Origin of the sequence: Catenuloplanes sp. NPDC051500 (genome assembly GCF_044454585.1) — a bacterium.
GTDB lineage: Bacteria > Actinomycetota > Actinomycetes > Mycobacteriales > Micromonosporaceae > Catenuloplanes.
The window spans coordinates 96,927-113,167 of record NZ_JBITDX010000013.1 but is presented as its reverse complement, the minus strand read 5'-3'; the positions used below and the strand labels follow the sequence as shown (position 1 = coordinate 113,167).

At 70.1% G+C, this 16,241-nt stretch carries 14 protein-coding genes; 9 read left to right on the top strand and 5 right to left on the bottom strand.

The window, feature by feature from the left end:
• Positions 1-27 precede the first annotated feature (27 nt).
• Positions 28-1,716 (bottom strand): cellulose binding domain-containing protein, encoded by a 1,689-nt coding sequence (locus ACIA8K_RS25385; RefSeq protein ID WP_396063372.1) that lies wholly within the window; start codon positions 1,714-1,716, stop codon positions 28-30.
• Between the two features lie 551 nt (positions 1,717-2,267).
• Here ACIA8K_RS25385 and ACIA8K_RS25380 point away from each other — a divergent pair.
• The 3 genes from ACIA8K_RS25380 to ACIA8K_RS25370 all read left to right on the top strand — a co-directional run bounded on the left by ACIA8K_RS25380 (position 2,268) and on the right by ACIA8K_RS25370 (position 7,537).
• On the top strand, positions 2,268-3,902 hold the full coding sequence (locus ACIA8K_RS25380) for a glycoside hydrolase family 27 protein (RefSeq protein WP_396063370.1): 1,635 nt from the start codon (positions 2,268-2,270) through the stop codon (positions 3,900-3,902).
• Entirely contained in the window at positions 3,899-5,260 is a 1,362-nt protein-coding gene (locus tag ACIA8K_RS25375) for a glycoside hydrolase family 43 protein (RefSeq protein ID WP_396063368.1), read from the top strand. Before ACIA8K_RS25380 ends, ACIA8K_RS25375 begins: the two co-directional genes overlap by 4 nt.
• A 396-nt stretch (positions 5,261-5,656) precedes the next feature.
• Positions 5,657-7,537, top strand: coding sequence for an ATP-binding protein (locus ACIA8K_RS25370; protein WP_396063366.1), 1,881 nt, complete (start codon positions 5,657-5,659; stop codon positions 7,535-7,537).
• 101 nt (positions 7,538-7,638) lie between these two features.
• Here ACIA8K_RS25370 and ACIA8K_RS25365 read toward each other — a convergent pair whose 3' ends face one another.
• The 3 genes from ACIA8K_RS25365 to ACIA8K_RS25355 all read right to left on the bottom strand — a co-directional run bounded on the left by ACIA8K_RS25365 (position 7,639) and on the right by ACIA8K_RS25355 (position 10,913).
• Complete coding sequence (locus ACIA8K_RS25365) at positions 7,639-8,793, bottom strand: hypothetical protein (protein WP_396063364.1); 1,155 nt, start codon at positions 8,791-8,793, stop codon at positions 7,639-7,641.
• 85 nt (positions 8,794-8,878) lie between these two features.
• Positions 8,879-9,202: a hypothetical protein gene (locus tag ACIA8K_RS25360; RefSeq protein ID WP_396063362.1), complete on the bottom strand. Its 324-nt coding sequence runs from the start codon at positions 9,200-9,202 to the stop codon at positions 8,879-8,881.
• 142 nt (positions 9,203-9,344) lie between these two features.
• A complete protein-coding gene (locus tag ACIA8K_RS25355) occupies positions 9,345-10,913 on the bottom strand; it encodes a serine/threonine-protein kinase (RefSeq protein ID WP_396063360.1) in 1,569 nt (522 codons plus the stop codon).
• Positions 10,914-11,114: 201 nt separating this feature from the next.
• Between ACIA8K_RS25355 and ACIA8K_RS25350 the strand changes: the two genes are divergently transcribed.
• Both ACIA8K_RS25350 and ACIA8K_RS25345 read left to right on the top strand, forming a co-directional pair.
• Positions 11,115-12,272, top strand: coding sequence for a 4-hydroxybenzoate 3-monooxygenase (locus ACIA8K_RS25350; protein ID WP_396063358.1), 1,158 nt, complete (start codon positions 11,115-11,117; stop codon positions 12,270-12,272).
• A 168-nt stretch (positions 12,273-12,440) separates the two neighbouring features.
• Positions 12,441-13,232 carry a nuclear transport factor 2 family protein gene (locus ACIA8K_RS25345; RefSeq protein WP_396063356.1) on the top strand — a complete coding sequence of 264 codons (792 nt, stop codon included), beginning with the start codon at positions 12,441-12,443 and terminating at the stop codon, positions 13,230-13,232.
• Here ACIA8K_RS25345 and ACIA8K_RS25340 read toward each other — a convergent pair.
• On the bottom strand, positions 13,229-13,690 hold the full coding sequence (locus tag ACIA8K_RS25340) for a nuclear transport factor 2 family protein (protein WP_396063354.1): 462 nt from the start codon (positions 13,688-13,690) through the stop codon (positions 13,229-13,231). The two genes, ACIA8K_RS25345 and ACIA8K_RS25340, sit on opposite strands and share 4 nt — an antisense overlap.
• 248 nt (positions 13,691-13,938) lie before the next feature.
• Here ACIA8K_RS25340 and ACIA8K_RS25335 point away from each other — a divergent pair, with 248 nt between their 5' ends.
• From ACIA8K_RS25335 to ACIA8K_RS25320, 4 genes are all read left to right on the top strand, one after another.
• A complete protein-coding gene (locus ACIA8K_RS25335) occupies positions 13,939-14,496 on the top strand; it encodes a dihydrofolate reductase family protein (RefSeq protein ID WP_396063352.1) in 558 nt (185 codons plus the stop codon).
• A 41-nt stretch (positions 14,497-14,537) separates the two neighbouring features.
• Positions 14,538-14,840 carry a hypothetical protein gene (locus ACIA8K_RS25330; protein WP_396063350.1) on the top strand — a complete coding sequence of 101 codons (303 nt, stop codon included), beginning with the start codon at positions 14,538-14,540 and terminating at the stop codon, positions 14,838-14,840.
• Positions 14,841-15,097: 257 nt separating this feature from the next.
• Complete coding sequence (locus ACIA8K_RS25325) at positions 15,098-15,757, top strand: helix-turn-helix domain-containing protein (protein WP_396063348.1); 660 nt, start codon at positions 15,098-15,100, stop codon at positions 15,755-15,757.
• A 109-nt stretch (positions 15,758-15,866) separates the two neighbouring features.
• Entirely contained in the window at positions 15,867-16,241 is a 375-nt protein-coding gene (locus ACIA8K_RS25320; protein ID WP_396063346.1) for a peptidase inhibitor family I36 protein, read from the top strand.

Below are 16,241 nucleotides of genomic sequence, written 5' to 3'. Positions count from 1 at the left end.
CGATGAGAATCCGGTGCGCGGTCTCGGTCAGGCCACCGTGCAGGGAATGCCGTTGAGCGTGAACGCGGCCGGCTCGGCGGTGTTGCCGGTGTGGGTGGCCTGGAAGCCGATCTCCACCGTGGCGCCGGGGGCGAGGGTGCCGTTGTGGCCGGCGTTGACGGCGCTCACCTGGCCGCTTGACGGCGAGTAGGCGGCGTTCCAGCCCGAGGTGATGGACTGGCCCGAGGGCAGCGTGAAGGCCAGTGTCCAGCCGTTGATCGTCGAGGCGCCGGTGTTGGTGATGCTGATTGCGGCGGTGAAGCCGTTGTTCCAGGTGCTCATCGTGTACGTGACGCGCGCACCCGTACCCACGCTGGCTGTGGGGGTGGGGGTAGCGGTGAGAGTGGGGGTGGGCGTCGAGGTGCCGCCGCTGATGCTTGTCACGAAGGTCGTCACGCTACGGGCCGGGAGCGTGGCGGTGACGGCGCCGTTGGCCATGGTGAGCGCCGCCTGGGGCGAGACGGTCCGGCTCGCGTCGGTCAGCCAGTTCGCCACCGAGCCGGACGCGGCGGTGTTCGACAGCGTGAACTGCTGGCTCACCGGCGAGGTGTTCTTGTTGACGGCGACGATCACGAGAGTGTCACCGCCGCGGTACGCCGAGACGTAGACGTTCGACGCCGGGTTCGCCGTCGCGTCGACCCGCGTGTAACCGGGGCGGACGAACCGGGCGAAGTGCGCCATCATCGCGCCGCGCTTGCTGATCTGGCCGTCCTCGCGCATGGGGCCGTAGCTGCGCCGCAGGTACCACCAGACGTAGGCCTGGAACCCGGCGTCGACCATCGCGCGGTGCATGTGCTCGCCCACGTCAAGCGCCTCTGGCCAGGCGTCGCCCGAGTTGGCGTTGCTGTTCGGGTAGTAGACCTCGGTCATCCACAGCTCCTTGCCCGCGCCCTTCTGCGTGAAGAGTGGGTACGGGAAGTTCGCGTACGACGTGCCGTACAGGTGCGCGCCGATGATGTCCGTGTTGGCGAGCGCCGTCGCGTCGTTGAGGATCGGGTCGGATAGCGACTTGATGTACTGGAAGGACTCCGGTGCGATGACCCGGGTGCTGATCGCGCCGGCGTTCTCCCGCAGGAAACGGACCAGCTCGGCGGCGGTCCACCAGGTCCACTCGGCCGCGTAGTCGGGCTCGTTCTGCACCGAGATGGCGTAGAGGTTCACGCCGTTGTCCCGCATGTACGTGGTGAAGTCGTTGAGATGGGTGGCGTAGGCGCCGTACGAGCTGTACCGGAGCCGCTTCGCGTTGGTCTGGCCGTTGCGGTTGAACGTCTCGACCATGGAGGCCGGCGGGTTCCACGGTGACGCGAAGACTGTCGCGCCCAGCTCCACCGCGCGCTTGGCCGTCGCGAGGTCGCGGCTCCAGTCCGACCGGTTCTCCCCGACCGGGATCCGCAGCAGGGAGAAGCCCAGCCGGCCCTCACCGGCGCCGAAGGCGGTGTCCCGCTGCGTGGCGGTCAGGTCGCCGATCCACGCCGCGTGGGCCATCGCGCCGAAGCCGCGGATCGTCTGCCGCGGCGCCGACGGATTGATGTTCGCCGTGGCGGCCGCGGCCTCGCCGGCGCCCACGACCGACACCGCGACGGTCAGGACCGGCACGGCCCCCATCGTCGTCAGCACTGTTCTCCGGCTCAGTCGCCGCTGCTCGCCGCGCGCCGGCTCGTTCGCATCTCGGGTCATGTCTCGTCCTCTGGGCCTGTGACTTTCCGGGTCAGCACGGAGACGGGCCAGGCTCGTGGTGGCGACCCCATGGAATCGATGCCCATCCATTGATGGACCACTGTCGCAGAGCGCGGCCGCTATCGCAACGACTGTTTCCCGGCGCTCTGCCGCTAGATTTCCCGGACGCCGGAAAAGAGTCGCCCGGACGATTCTCCCCGGCGGGGGCGGCACTTATTCCGCGCTGCCGTCTTCGGCGTGCAGGCCGCGCGCACCGGCGGCGAGCGGGCTGGCGAGTCCCGGGATGGTGGCGAAAGTCGGCGGGAAAAACTGTTATGTGCGCGGTCGACGGAGGGTCGAAGTTGTGCCAGGCGTTGCTGAGTCGAGAGTGGGGACGGCCGGGCGGTGATCATCATGATGCGTCGCTGAGCAGGGAATATCCGGCTGTGATCGGCTTGGATGTGCTGCTAATAGATTTTCGTCCTTGAATGTCTTGAAACACTCTGGCAACCTGGCGAATGGTTATGTGAGCGCTATCATCCGGCTCGTGACGTCAGGATTGGTCGAGAATCATGAAACAGTGGAAAGCCTTACTCGCCGCAGGAGTCCTGCTGCTGTCGGCGACCGCCTCGGCCGTCGCCGCCACGCCGGCACAGGCCCTGGACAACGGGGTCGGCCGGGTGCCGCCGATGGGGTGGAACAGCTGGAACACGTTCGGCTGCAACATCAACGAGACGCTGATCCGGCAGACGGCGGACAGCATCGTCAGCTCCGGCATGCGCGATCTCGGCTACCGGTACGTGGTGGTCGACGACTGCTGGATGTCGCCGAACCGGGACGGCAGCGGCAACCTCCAGGCCGAGCCGTCCCGCTTCCCCAGCGGCATGAAGGCGCTCGGCGACTACCTGCACGCCCGAGACCTCAAGTTCGGCATCTACCAGGCGCCGCTTGACCAGACCTGCGCGCAGTACTTCGACTCCTACCCGGGCGCGACCGGCAGCCAGGGTCATGAGGCGCAGGACGCCCGGCAGTTCGCCGCCTGGGGTGTCGACTACCTCAAGTACGACTGGTGCTCGCCGAGCGGCAGCATCAGTGAGCAGGTCACCACGTTCGCGAAGATGCGCGACGCGCTGGCCGCCACCGGCCGCCCGATCTTCTACAGCATCAACTCCAACAGCATCCACGCCAAGACCGGCCCGCAGCGGGACTGGGGCGACGTGGCGAACATGTGGCGCACCACCGAGGACATCCAGCTCGTCTGGGACAGCGGCCAGACCAACGGCTACCCGATGGGCGTCAAGAACATCATCGACGTGAACGTGCCGCTGGCCCGCTACGCCAAGCCCGGCGGCTTCAACGACCCGGACATGATGGAGGTCGGCCGCGGCACGCTCAGCGACACCGAGCAGCGCTCGCACTTCGCCATGTGGGCGGTGATGGCCGCGCCGCTGATCGCCGGCAACGACGTCCGGTCGATGTCCGCCGCCACCCAGACGATCATGAAGAACCCGCGGCTGATCGCGATCAACCAGGACACGCTCGCCCGGCAGGGGACCCAGGTCTCCGGCGATTCCAGCCAGCGGGTGCTCGCCAAGCGCCTGGCGGACGGCGACGTCGCGGTGGCGCTGTTCAACTCGAGCAATGCCACCCGGACCATCTCCACCACCGCCGCGGCGATCGGCAAGACCGGCGCGTCGTCCTACTCGCTCGTCGACGCGTGGACCGGCGCCACCACGAGCACCGGCGGCGCGATCAGCGCGAGCGTGCCCGCGCACGGCACAGTCGTCTACCGGGTCAGCGGGGGCACCACGGGCGAGCCGCAACAGCCGGCGTCCGGCGCCCTGGTCGGCACCGCGTCCGGCCGCTGCCTCGACGTGCCGAACAGCAACACCGCCAACGGCACCCAGCCGGTCATCTGGGACTGCAACGGCGCCGCCAACCAGAACTGGAGCGTGTCCGGGCAGGCCCTGCAGGCGCTCGGCAAGTGCCTCGACGCGCCGACCGGCGCCACCGCCGGAGCCAAGGCGCAACTGTGGGACTGCAACGGCGCGACGAACCAGCAGTGGACGTTCCAGAGCAACGGCACGATCCGCGGCACCCAGTCCGGGCTCTGCCTGGACGTCAACAACAACCAGACCGCCAACGGCACCCTTGTGCTGCTGTGGACCTGCACCGGCGCCGCCAACCAGATCTGGAGCCGACGATGAAGAGACGGCTGATCACCGCGCTGCTGTGCACGCTCGGGCTGATCGTCGTGCCGGCCGGCACGGCCCACGCCGACAACCCGATCGTGCAGACCATCCACACCGCCGACCCGGCCCCGCTCGTGCACAACGGCCGCGTCTACCTCTACACCGGCCATGACGAGGACAACTCGACCTGGTTCACCATGAAGGAGTGGCGGGTCTACTCCTCCGCCGACATGGTCAACTGGACCGACCACGGCTCGCCGATGAGCCTCGCCACGTTCAGCTGGGCCAAGGCCGACGCCTGGGCCGGGCAGGTCGTCGAGCGCAACGGCAAGTTCTACTGGTACGTGCCGGTCACCACCAAGGCGAGCGGGCGGATGGCGATCGGCGTCGGCGTCTCCAACAGCCCCACCGGGCCGTTCACCGACGCGCTCGGCCGCCCGCTTGTCGAGAACGGCGAGATCGACCCGACCGTGATGATCGACAGTGACGGCCAGGCCTACCTCTACTGGGGCAACCCCAACCTGTGGTACGTCCGGCTGAACACCGACATGATCAGCTACAGCGGCGGCGTCACCCGGATCCCGCTCACCACCGCGGGCTTCGGCACCCGCACCGGCGACGCCAACCGGCCCACGCTGTACGAGGAAGGGCCGTGGGTCTACAAGCGCAACGGCCTCTACTACAACGTGTTCGCCGCGAAGTGCTGCTCCGAGTTCATCGGATATTCCACCGCGCCCGGGCCGACCGGGCCCTGGACCTACCGCGGCACGATCATGCCGACCCAGGGCAGCAGCTTCACCAACCACGCCGGCATCATCGACTTCGACGGCGGGTCGTACTTTTTCTACCACAACGGCGCGCTGCCCGGCGGCGGCGGATTCACCAGGTCGGTCGCGGTGGAGAAGTTCACCTACAACGCGGACGGCACCATCCCGACGATCAACATGACCACGGCCGGCGCGCCGCAGAACGGGACGCTCGACCCGTACGTCCGCCAGGAGGCCGAGACCATCGCCTGGAGCTCCGGCGTCGAGACCGAACCCGCGTCCGGGGGCGGCATGAACGTCGGCTTCATCGACAACGGCGACTACATCAAGGTCAAGGGGGCCGCCCTCGGCAGCGGCGCGAGCTCGTTCAGTGCCCGGGTCGCGTCCGCGGCCGCGGGTGGGCGGATCGAGGTGCGCCTCGGCAGCCCCACCGGCACCCAGGCGGGCTCCTGCACCGTCCCCGCCACCGGCGGCTGGCAGACCTGGAGCACCGTGTCCTGCCCGGTCAGTGGCCTGTCCGGCACACAGGATCTGTACCTGAGATTCACCGGCGGCAGCGGCTACCTGTTCAACGTCGACTGGTGGCAGCTCACCCGGGCCGGTTGAGCACACCCGCTTGCGGGGGCGGTCCGGGCATCGACGTCCCGGGCCGCCCCCTCCGCGTGGTCGGTGGTGGCTCTCCGGCACGCTCCGGGATGGCGAGGGGCGGGGGAGTTGACTGTCTGAAAGGACCAATTCGCACGATTCGCCGCAAAGGAGTCGATCGCATCCTGTGCTGGCTTCTTCCGGGAAAAGCATGATCAGGTTTCGACGAGGCGTGACGTTCACGAGGGCGACTTCACCGCCAGGATCACCATGCCGAAGAAGGCGTGCGTCGCCACGGCCGCTAAACGCACATGCCAGTGGCAGTTGGCGAGCATTCGCGAGATCCGCTCCTGCGGCTGGCGGATCGGCCTAGCGTGGAGGCGATAACCGAAGCGGCGGTCGGCGGGGGTGGCCGTGGTGAAGCCGACGACGACGGCGTTGCGGCGGCGATTCGTCTGGCTGGTCGTGGTGCTGGCGACGGCGGGTGTGCTGCAGGTGTCGGTCGGGCAGGTGCTGTTGTCCCGGTTCGAGGCACATATCGGGCAGGTGGAGGCGGCGCAGGAGTCCCATCAGCTGATGCTGCAGGCCCTGACGGACGCCGAGACAGGTGTGCGCGGCTTCCGGCTCACCGGCGACCGGCTGTTCCTCGGACCGTACGACACGGGCGTCGCCGCCTACCCCCAGGCGCTGGCCGGCACCCGGCGAACAGCCTCGGAGCAGACCAGGGAACGGCTGTCGGCCGAGGATGCGGCCGCGCGGCGATGGCTGGAACAGTTCGCCCTACCGTCTGTCACCGTCACCCCGCAGCAGCCCGGCGACGCCGCGGCGCTCGACGAGCGACAGGGCAAGCGGCTCTTCGACACCTTCCGGGCCGCGCACGACGCCAGCGCGGGGACGCTCGACGCGGACCGGCGCGCCGCCGTGCGGGAATTCCGCAGATCGAGCACGACCCTGCAGGTCTGCCTGGCCCTGCTGGCGGTGGTGACCGTGTTCGTGGCCCTACGACTGTCCGTGCACACCCACCACCTGCTGTTGCGGCCACTCGCGCAGGTGCAGACCGTCCTGAACCGGCTCCGCAACGGCGACCGGTCGGCCCGCGCCGCACCTGCCGGGCCGGCCGAGGTTCGGCTGCTGGCCGAGACGCTCAACAGCTCGCTCGACGAGACCGAACGGGCGGAGGCGCAGCTGCGCACCGCGCGGGACGCACTCGCGGTGCAGGAGGCATACCTGGCACAGGTTCTTGACGCCATCGACGTCGGCGTGCTGACCTGTGACGCCAGCGGCGCCGTCGTCCGGGTGAACCGGACCGGCCGGCAGCAGCTGGGAGCCACGCCCCCCACCCACATCAGCGGACTCGCCGACGGGACGATCGCCCGGGCGCTCGACGGCGAGACCGTCACCGGGCTGGAGACGGTCCTGCGGCGTACGGACGGCGTCGAGCAGGCGGTGATCGTCGACGCCCGGCCGATGTACGACTGGGCCGGGCACCTGGTCGGCGCGGTCGCCACCACCTACGACGTGAGCGTCCTGCGGGCCAGGGAGGCGGAGTTGACCGCGTTCGCCGGCATCGTCGCCCACGATCTGCGGGCGCCGCTCGCCGCCGTCGCCGGATTCACCGAACTGCTCGGCCACGACCTGCACGACAGCGGCGGGCAGCCGGTCGAACCCGGGGGCCTGCTGCCCACCGTCGCCAGGATCCAAACCGGCGTCGAGCGGATGCGGCAGCTCATCGACGACCTGCTCGCCTACGCCACCGCCCGGGACGCGCCGCTGCACCCCGGCCCGGTCGACCTCACGGACGTCACCAGCGAGGTGATCACGGAGCGCACGGCACACCTGCACGCCGACCGTCGCGACGCCGGTCCGCCGCCTGATGCGCTGCCGGAGATCGTCACCGAGACGCTGCCAGTGGTGCACGCGGACGCCGGCATGATCCGGCAGGTGCTGGACAACCTGATCGGCAACGCGCTCAAATACACCCGGCCGGGCCATCCCGCCCACGTCACGATCACCGCGGACGACACCGGGGACGGCTGGGCCCGGATCACCATCGCCGACCAGGGCATCGGCATCCCGGCGGGCGAGCGCGACGACGTCTTCAACTCCTTCCACCGGGCGCACGCCGGGTCGGAGTACACCGGTACCGGACTCGGGCTGGCGATCTGCCGGCGGGTGATGGACCGGCACGGCGGCTCGATCACCCTGGACGAGAACCCGGCCGGCGGCACCAGGGTCCACCTCACCCTGCCGACCACCCCGGCCGGGCCGCCGTCCGGCGCGGACCGGCTCACCTGCTGAACTCCGGGCCGCAGTCATCATCCGCAGCGCCGCCTCCGGCAGGCCGGAGGCGGCGACACCGGCAACGGCCGGGCACTACCGTGCCAGGCCGCGCGCCGTTCTCAGGCGCAGAGCGGCACCACGTCGGCAGGCAGCTGGTTGTCCGCCCACTCGAAGTAGAGGTTCGGCATGTAGCCACCGAGCTCCGGCAGGTAGGTCCACCAGTCGTTGCTCAGGCCGTACTGCTCGACCAGCTCGCCCTGCACCTGGCACGCGACGCGTACCTCCTGGGAGCTCGGCACGGTGTTGACCTGCACGGACGACAGCGACGGCGTGGCGTGCACGCCCACCTCGCTGTCCCAGGTGCCGAACCACGTCCCCGGCTCGGGCCGGGGGAGCGGCGGAGCGAGACGCGCGCCGGGGACGGGCAGTTGACGGACGACGTTCGTCAGCGCGTAGCCGGCCTGCGCGAAGCTGGTGCCGGGCCGGTGCGTGCTCAGCACCACAACGATGACGCGGTGCCCGGAGCCCACCGTGCCGGTGGTGTGCAGCGCCCCGCTTGAGTAGTCGATCTCCTCCTGCGTCAGGCTCTTCGCGGCGCGCGCGGACGCGGCCGTCACGCAGGGATTGCGGGGCGCCCCGCCGAAGAGGACCCAGCCCTGCTTGACCGCGGTCGGGCCGGTGAAGGCGGACCTGATCCCGAACGACTGGTCGAAGCCGTCGGTGCCGCACCTCGTCGCCTGCGACAGGTTGCCCATCACGAGGTCCCGCACCGAGGCCGGCGCGGTCTCCAGCACGTAGCGGTACACCCGCACGATGTCCTCGGCGCTTACCCCTGCCGAGCCCCAGCCGTAGTCGGCCGGGGGCGGCGTGGTGTTCCGCAGGCCCAGGCGGGCGGCCATCCGCTCGACGATCGCTCCCTCACCCTTGCGGTCCCAGAACGTCGAGGCGGCCGCGTCGTCGCTGCTGCGCAACATCAGGTCGAGGAGCGCCCGGTCCTCCGCGGACGGCGGCCCGGCCTGGTTCCAGGTGACGTCGAGCGCGATCAGCAGCTTCACCACCGACGCGGAGCGGAACTGCTTGGCCGCCTGCGCACGGTAGGTGAACCTGCCGGTGGCCCGGTCGTAGACCGCGATGCCCGCGTCCATCCCGTCGGGCACACTCACCCGTTCCGCGGCGGCGGCGGGGCCGGTGGTCTGCACCACCGCCGCCGCCGATAACGCGACGGTGGCGAGCGTCAGGGCGAGTCGCCGCCACGCGGTTGTTCTGATCCTCATCAAGCAGCTCCAAGCATCGACCGGGTACGTCCGCTACCAAGACGTTCCACAAGGGCCGGTCGTTGCAGTGAATCGTGGCGAGTTTTCATCCGCGGACCGGAGGCAGGCGGAACCGGCTGACGAAGTCCCAGAGGATGCGCGACGCGTCGATCTCGGTGCCCGGCTCCGTCACGCCGGGCCAGACGTGTGCGCCGTTGCTGATCCGGTACAGCACGACGTCGGCGCCCTGACGGCAGTCGGTGTACGTCAGCCGGGTCACGTGCGCGGTGACGGCCGTGGCCTGCGGGCCGCTGCGGCAACCGTTGAGCCGCGCCCAGGACTGCGCCGCGACCGGCACGGCGTACCCCCAGCGAAGGTCGGCACTGCCCGGGTACGGGTTGACCGTGTCCTGCTGCCCGTGCCAGCTCACGACCGGCACCGGCCGCGCCGGGCGGCAGCACCGTCGGCTCCTCAGCTGGATCCACGTTGATGAATGTGGATGCTGCCCAGGTCAAGGCAATTGATCAACTGTGGTGGATGTATCAGTGCCCATCAAGTGCTTGTGGTGGTGCCTATCTGGCTTTCGGCCCCGCCGGTGCGGGTGCCGGCTGCTTCCCGTGTGGCGCGGCCGGATTCTGCGCCGGGGGACCCGCGGGCGGCACCTTCGCCGCCTTGTCGCCGTCCCCGGCGGCCCGCACCTGGGTGTTCCCGGCCGGTGCCTGGGTGTCCTGCGGTGGCGCGCTCGTGGGCGGGGCCTGCACGGACATCTCGGCGCTGCACGAGACGTCGTTGACTGTGAAGGACTGCGGCAGCGCGACCGCCGTGTCGAAGGAGGTGTCGAACGAGGCGCTGGTGGCCGTCCCCGCGGCCAGATCCGGCCCGGTCGCCTCGATGAGGTCACCGTCCTGCCGCCACGTCGCGTCCGAACCGCGCAGAAACTTCTGCTCCGCGGGCAGGCGGAACGACAACGTCCACGCGCCGACCGCGCCGGAGCCGGTGTTCGCCACCGTCACCATGGTCACGGCCTCGCCACCGGAGGAGATCTGGGTGGTGTAGGTGACCCGGCAGGTGAGCGGCGCGGCGTCGGCGACCGGCTGGGCCTGCGGCAGGTCCGGCCCGGTCTGCGGCGCGTCCGGCCAGAAGGCGAAGACCGCGGTCGCCGCACCGGCGAGCAGTGCGCCGCCCACGGCTATTCGGTGGCGCGCCGGCAGACCCGCACGGACCCGCACGCTGATCGAGGCGGTCGGCGGCGCGGCGGCCAGCGTCGGGGTGTCGGTGGTGTCGGGGTCCGGCCGGTCGAGTCCGCTGAGCAACGTCAGCGGTGGCAGACCGGCGGCCTTGCGCAACACACGGGCCGCGTTGACCGCAGCCGGGCGGTCCGACGGGGCCTTGCTCAGGCAGTTCCGCACCAGCTCGACGACCTCCGCCGGCAGGCCCGCGACCGGGGGTAGCGCGGCGGGCTCACGGTAACGGTGGGCCTTGAGCATCTGCGTGGTCGTGGAGACGTTCCACGGCATCCGGCCGGCGAGCATCAGATAGAGCAGCAGGCCCAGCGCGTAGACGTCGGTGGCGGGCCGGACCATCCCGCCGGCCAGGCGCTCCGGGGCCAGGTAGGCGGGCGTGCCGAGGATCTCGTCCGAGGACTGCTCCAGCTCGCCGACCGCGGCCGAGATGCCGAAATCGACGAGCGTGACGCCACCGGAGTGCACCATCACGTTCGCCGGCTTGACGTCGCGGTGCACCACACCGCGGTCGTGCGCGGCGGCAAGCGCGGCACTCACCTGGGCGGCGACCAGGACGGCGAGCTGCCAGGGCAGCGCGCCCGCGTGCAACAGGTCGCTCAGCGGGCGGCCACGCACCAGTTCCATCACCACGTACGGCATGGGGACGCCGTCGATCTGGGTCTCGCCGTAGTCGTAGACCTCGACGACGTTGTCGTGGCGCAGGCTCGCGGCGGCGCGGGCCTCGGCGTACATCCGCCCGAGCGCGGCCGGATCGGCCGACACGTCGGCGGACAGCACCTTCACGGCCACCTCGCGACCGAGAAGCGTGTCCTCGGCCCGCCAGACGACGGACATGCCGCCACTGCCCAGCTGATCCCGGAGCAGATAGCGCTCGCCGATGAGTCGTCCATGCAGCACGGCGCCACTATGCCCACCCCACCCACCGCACAAACCCGTCGCGCGGGCTGCATCGTGGGCGAATCAGAGCCGGCCGCGGCCAGAGATCAGACACGTCTGCGTAGATTATCCGGAATTCGGCGTGCCGCGAATGCGTCCTCGGCTCGGAGTTGTCCAGGGCGCGGGCTTGCGGGGCGGGCGGGGCTGCCGTTGGGTGGGCTCATGAAGACCGAAGTCGCGATCGTCGGGGCCGGGCCGGCCGGGTTGCTGCTCGCTCACCTGCTCGCCCGTGCCGGCGTCTCCTCGATCGTGGTGGAGAGCCGCTCCCGGGAGTACGTCGCCGCGCGCATCCGGGCCGGGATCCTTGAGCACTCGAGCGTCGAGCTGCTCACCGAGGCGGGGCTGGGTGACCGGCTGCACGCGGAGGGCGACGAGCACCGCGGCGTCTACCTGCAGTGGCCGGGTGCGCGGCATCACCTGGACTTCGTGGATCTGGCCGGGCGCAGCGTCTGGGTGTACGGGCAGACCGAGGTGCAGAAGGACCTGGTCGCGGCCCGGACCGCCGAGGTGGTCTACGAGGTGTCGGACACCGCGCTTCACGATGTGACCACGGACCGGCCGTACGTCACCTACACCGACCGCGACGGCAGGCCGGGGCGCGTCGACGCGCGGGTGGTCGCCGGGTGTGACGGCTCGTTCGGCCCGAGTCACGCCTCCGTGCCGGGGGAGGAGTTCGCGCGGGCGTACCCGTACTCGTGGCTGGGGGTTCTGGCGGATGTGGCGCCGTCGACCGATGAGCTGATCTACGCGTGGCATCCGGACGGGTTCGCGCTGCACTCGATGCGGTCGGCGACGGTAAGCCGCCTGTACCTGCAGGTACCAAACGGCACCGACCCGGGCCAGTGGTCCGACCAGCGGATCTGGGACGCGCTCGCGGCCCGGCTCGGACACGGTCAGGACGGCTGGCGGCTGAAGCCCGGCCCGATCACGGAGAAGAGCGTGCTGCCGATGCGCAGCCACGTGCGGACGTCGATGCGGCACGGATCGTTGTTCCTGGCCGGCGACGCCGCGCACATCGTGCCGCCGACCGGGGCGAAGGGCCTGAACCTGGCGATCGCGGACGTGGTGCTGCTCAGCCGGGCGCTCGTGGCATTGCTGCGCGAGCACGACACCCGGCTGGCGGACTCCTATTCGGACGATGCGCTGCGGCGGGTCTGGCGGGCCACGCATTTCTCCTGGTGGATGACGTCGATGCTGCACACGTCCGGCGATCCGTTCGACGCGCAGCTGCAGTTGTCGCAGCTGCGCTGGGTGACCTCCAGCCGGGCCGGCGCGACAGGCCTGGCGGAGAACTACGCGGGCCTCGACCTCGCCCACTGATCCACAGTGGTCACTTCACCACCACGATCCGGGGGTACGCGAGGGAGCGCCGGACATCGTCGCAGCGGCCGCCGATGGAGCTCTCACCCGTACCCCCGGATGGTCTTGATCTGTGGGGCTCGTCGACGCCCTAAGATCGGCTGCCATCTCCGTGCGAAGGGCGCAGCCATGTCACTCAGGTCGAAGCAAGAGATCATCGAACTGCTGCACGCGTGCGTGGGCGCCGCGGACGCGCGCGACCCCGATGCGTGGGCCGGCTGTTTCACCCGGGACGGGGTGTTCCGGGCGTCGTCCGGCACGCGGGTGGTCCGCAAGGAGCGCACCTGGTTCGACGACGGGCCGCCGGTGGGCGTCCGGCGGCACTTCCTGTCCGGCCCCGTCATCAGGGTGGACGGGGACGTCGCGGACAGCCGTTGCGCGTTTCAGATCATCGTCACGCCGCCGGACGGCCCGAGCGTGATCGCGACGGTCGGGGAGTATCGGGACAGGCTGCGCCGGGTGGACCGCCGGTGGCTGATCGAGGAGCGGGTCCTCGTGGCCGATGGCGAGGGTGCGGCGGAGGCGGGCGCCGGGGATTTCGCGGAGTCGAAGCTGACGCCGATGACACCGTCGGGTGCCGGCACGTACAAGGTGACCGTGCCGGCCGGACCACTGTGGAGCAACGTGCACGCCCAGGAGGTCGGCCCGATGATCGCCGCGGCGCACTTCGGCCGGTTCACCGGGCAGTGGCGCACGATGGTGCCGGGCGTGATGAGCGTGGTGGAGATCGAGCTTGAGGGCACGCCGTCCGGGGACACCGAGTTCACAATGGACGTACCGGCCGGCCCGATCTGGAACCACGAGGACGCCAAGGAGAAGTGCCCGGCGATCTGCGCCAGTTACGGCGGCCGGTGGAACGGCCACTGGACGACAGTGGTGCCGGGCCGGTTCAGCGTGGCCGGCTGCACCTTCACGATCTAGGCGGCTGTCCTGGCGGCCTCGATCGCCGACTCGAAGTCGGGGGTGGCCCCGATCTGGGCGAGCAGCACGTTCGCCGCGTTGTAGCAGTTGAAGCTCTCGATCTTTCCGTCGCGGAGATGCCAGAGATCCGCGGTCGGCACGTCGATGCGGTTGCCTGTCGGGCCGATCTCGCCGGCGGGGGTCGGGAACGCGCCGAGATGCGTTCCCTGGATGCGCAGTTCGACGGCGACGACATCACCTATCGCATGTATGCCGAGTAGTTCGCGATGGACGTCGGGGAACACGCCGGCGAAGCCCGTCAGCGCCTGGGGGATCTGGTCTCCGCGGAAGGTGAGCGAGTTCGGCATGTCGTTGAACGTGCCGTCCTCGGTGAACAGGGCGCGAAAACCGGGCCCGTCGAGGGTGTCACCTTCCGCAAGCCGATATGCCTCGCGAACGACCTCTTCGTTGCTTCTCACGTCTGTTCTCCTCGATGCTCGGCCGATGGGTTGCCGCCGCCCGGCAGGTGTGGGGCGACGGGGCCTCGCCACTCCACGCTAGCGGGTTTTTGACCGTACGGTCAACAACGTCGGCTTGCTCACGTTCCTCGGGAGTGAGGCCGTCAGCGGTGGCAGCGAGGTGTTAGCGGGGCCGGGCATCCGGGTGATGACTTTCCGGGGCGTGCGGCGTCATACCTGCAGAACCGCACGCATCCTGGAGGACACACATGGGAAAGCTCATCTACTCGATGATCACCTCGCTCGACGGGTACGCCGAGGCGGCCGAGGGTGATCTCGGTGCCGGCGCCGAGGTCGAGGAGGTGCACACCTTCATCGGCGACCTGTTCCGCCCGGTCCGCACGTTCCTCTACGGCCGGCGCATGTACCAGACGATGCTCTTCTGGGAGACAGTGCACACCCAGCCGGACGTGCCGGCGCACATCCTCGACTACAGCCGCGACTGGCGGGCCGCGGACAAGATCGTGTACTCCACGACGCTCGAGGCGCCGTCAAGCGCGCGGACCCGGATCGCGCGGACCTTCGACCCGGACGAGGTCCGTGAGCTCAAGGCCGCCTCCGATCATGACCTCACCATCGACGGCCCGCACCTCGCGGCCCAGGCGATCGCGGCCGGCCTGGTCGACGAGTACCACCTGTTCATGACCACGAGCGTGGTCGGCGGCGGCAAGCGGTTCTTCCCCGGCGGCGTGCGTCTCGATCTCGACCTGGTCGAGCAGCGCGCGTTCGACTCCGGGCTGCTCTACGTGCGCTACCGGACCCGCTGACCCGGCGTACCGCGGCCGGGGACGCCTGAGATCCTGTCGTCATGGCAAACCACGTCGAGATCCACGTCCCGATCGCGCCGGGGGACACGTACCCCTGGGTCGATGAGGTCGAGGATTTCCTGTACGGCCTCGACGAGCAGGGTGTGATCGAGGTGTTCGACGACGCCGAGGAGTGGGGCGACACCTACATCTTCTTCATCGCCGGCGCCAAGGAGGCCACGATGATCGAGGTCGCGTCCCGGGTCGCGGCACTCGACGGCGTCCCCGCGGGCGTGTTCGCCCGGATCACCGACGAGAAGGCCGCGGACTTCGGGATGGGCCGGCGCGTCGAGCTGCGCCGCTGACCGTTTCGACTCCGCGCGGATCGGCTCGGCGCGGCTCGGCTCCGCGCGGATCGGCGCGGCGGGGCTCCGCGCCGCTCGGCGCGACTCCGCGCGGGGGCCGGGTGACGGCGTGCCCCGAACGTGTCCGTTCAGACCCGCACGCAGCTCAGACGCGTTTCCCGGCGGCTACGCTTCAGGCGCGGTCACCGGGACCGCCTGCCGGCCGCGGCGCGACACCTCATCGCACCGCGGCTTCAGCGCGTGGTGTGGCAGGCCAGATGAGGGAGTGGCTGAGCGTGGAGTTCGGTGCGGCGTTGCGGCACTGGCGGCAGACGGCCGGCCTGTCGTTGGCAGACCTGGCCCGCGAGGTGCATTACAGCAAGGGATATCTGAGCAAGGTCGAGACCGGCAGGGCGCAGGGCTCACCGCAGTTGGCCGCGCTCTGCGACGACGTGCTTGCCGCCGGCGGCGAACTGACCGCGCAGCTTGAGGAGCCCGCCGACCCTCGCCCGCCCGGCCGCTACGCCGAGTCGGCGCGCCTGATGATCGAGCACGGTCTGCAGGTGCTTGTCGCGCTTGACCTCGCGCACACGGGGCTGCGCCGGGTGGCCCGCGGCGCGGCAGGCCTCGACGTGACGACCGCGGTCCAGGAGTCCGGCCTGCACGCCGCCCGTGAACACCTGCTCGTCTCCGGCTCACCCACGCTTGTGCAGGCCGCCGAGGCCGCGTTCCGGCGGCTGCTCGACATCCGGACCGCGGTAGGTCTCGGCGCGGATCTGGAGTCGCCCGCCTACCACCGCGCCTATCACGCGTTCTCCGGCGCGCTCTGGACCTACCGGATGAGCGTGCGGGCCGAGCTGGGCCAGCCGTCGCTCAGCCCCGCCCACCTCGGCCTCACCGACTTCTCCGGCCGCGACCACTGCCGTTCGTGCACCTGACCCCGCAGGGTTTCCTCCCTCGTCAGCCGACAGGAAACGCCTTCAGTCACCCCCGGCCCGCAGCCCATCCTGGTGAGGCACCACTCACCGAAGGAAGAGGGCGGAACACATGAACGCTCGGCTGAAGAGGCTGGCCATCGGCGCCGCATCGGTCACGGCCGTCACCGCGGCGACTCTCGGCGTCACATCCGTCCCGGCCAGCGCCGACTCCTGCCCGGCCACCAAGCTGTGCGCCTACCTGGACACCGATTACCGAGGCGTCCCGGGCACCGTCGCCGGCAACAACACAAACCTGTTGCAGTACACCAAGTTCGACAACGCCGTCTCGGTGTTCAACAACGGCACCAGCTGCGGCGTGACGATCTGGAACGGTCTGGGCCGGTCCGGCACGAGCGTCTACCTGCCCCGCGGCACCGGATACGCCAACCTCTACAACCAGAACCGCCCGTTCTACAAGAACATCGCCTCCAACACCTGGTGCTGA

Excerpts from the sequence above, each read along its gene's own strand:
- ACIA8K_RS25325 (WP_396063348.1), top strand. The coding sequence starts at position 15,098 with ATGAGGGAGTGGCTGAGCGTGGAGTTCGGTGCGGCGTTGCGGCACTGG.
- ACIA8K_RS25365 (WP_396063364.1), bottom strand. The coding sequence starts at position 8,793 with ATGAGGATCAGAACAACCGCGTGGCGGCGACTCGCCCTGACGCTCGCC.
- ACIA8K_RS25335 (WP_396063352.1), top strand. The coding sequence starts at position 13,939 with ATGGGAAAGCTCATCTACTCGATGATCACCTCGCTCGACGGGTACGCC.
- ACIA8K_RS25330 (WP_396063350.1), top strand. The coding sequence starts at position 14,538 with ATGGCAAACCACGTCGAGATCCACGTCCCGATCGCGCCGGGGGACACG.
- ACIA8K_RS25375 (WP_396063368.1), top strand. The coding sequence starts at position 3,899 with ATGAAGAGACGGCTGATCACCGCGCTGCTGTGCACGCTCGGGCTGATC.
- ACIA8K_RS25320 (WP_396063346.1), top strand. The coding sequence starts at position 15,867 with ATGAACGCTCGGCTGAAGAGGCTGGCCATCGGCGCCGCATCGGTCACG.
- ACIA8K_RS25380 (WP_396063370.1), top strand. The coding sequence starts at position 2,268 with ATGAAACAGTGGAAAGCCTTACTCGCCGCAGGAGTCCTGCTGCTGTCG.
- ACIA8K_RS25385 (WP_396063372.1), bottom strand. The coding sequence starts at position 1,716 with ATGACCCGAGATGCGAACGAGCCGGCGCGCGGCGAGCAGCGGCGACTG.
- ACIA8K_RS25350 (WP_396063358.1), top strand. The coding sequence starts at position 11,115 with ATGAAGACCGAAGTCGCGATCGTCGGGGCCGGGCCGGCCGGGTTGCTG.
- ACIA8K_RS25345 (WP_396063356.1), top strand. The coding sequence starts at position 12,441 with ATGTCACTCAGGTCGAAGCAAGAGATCATCGAACTGCTGCACGCGTGC.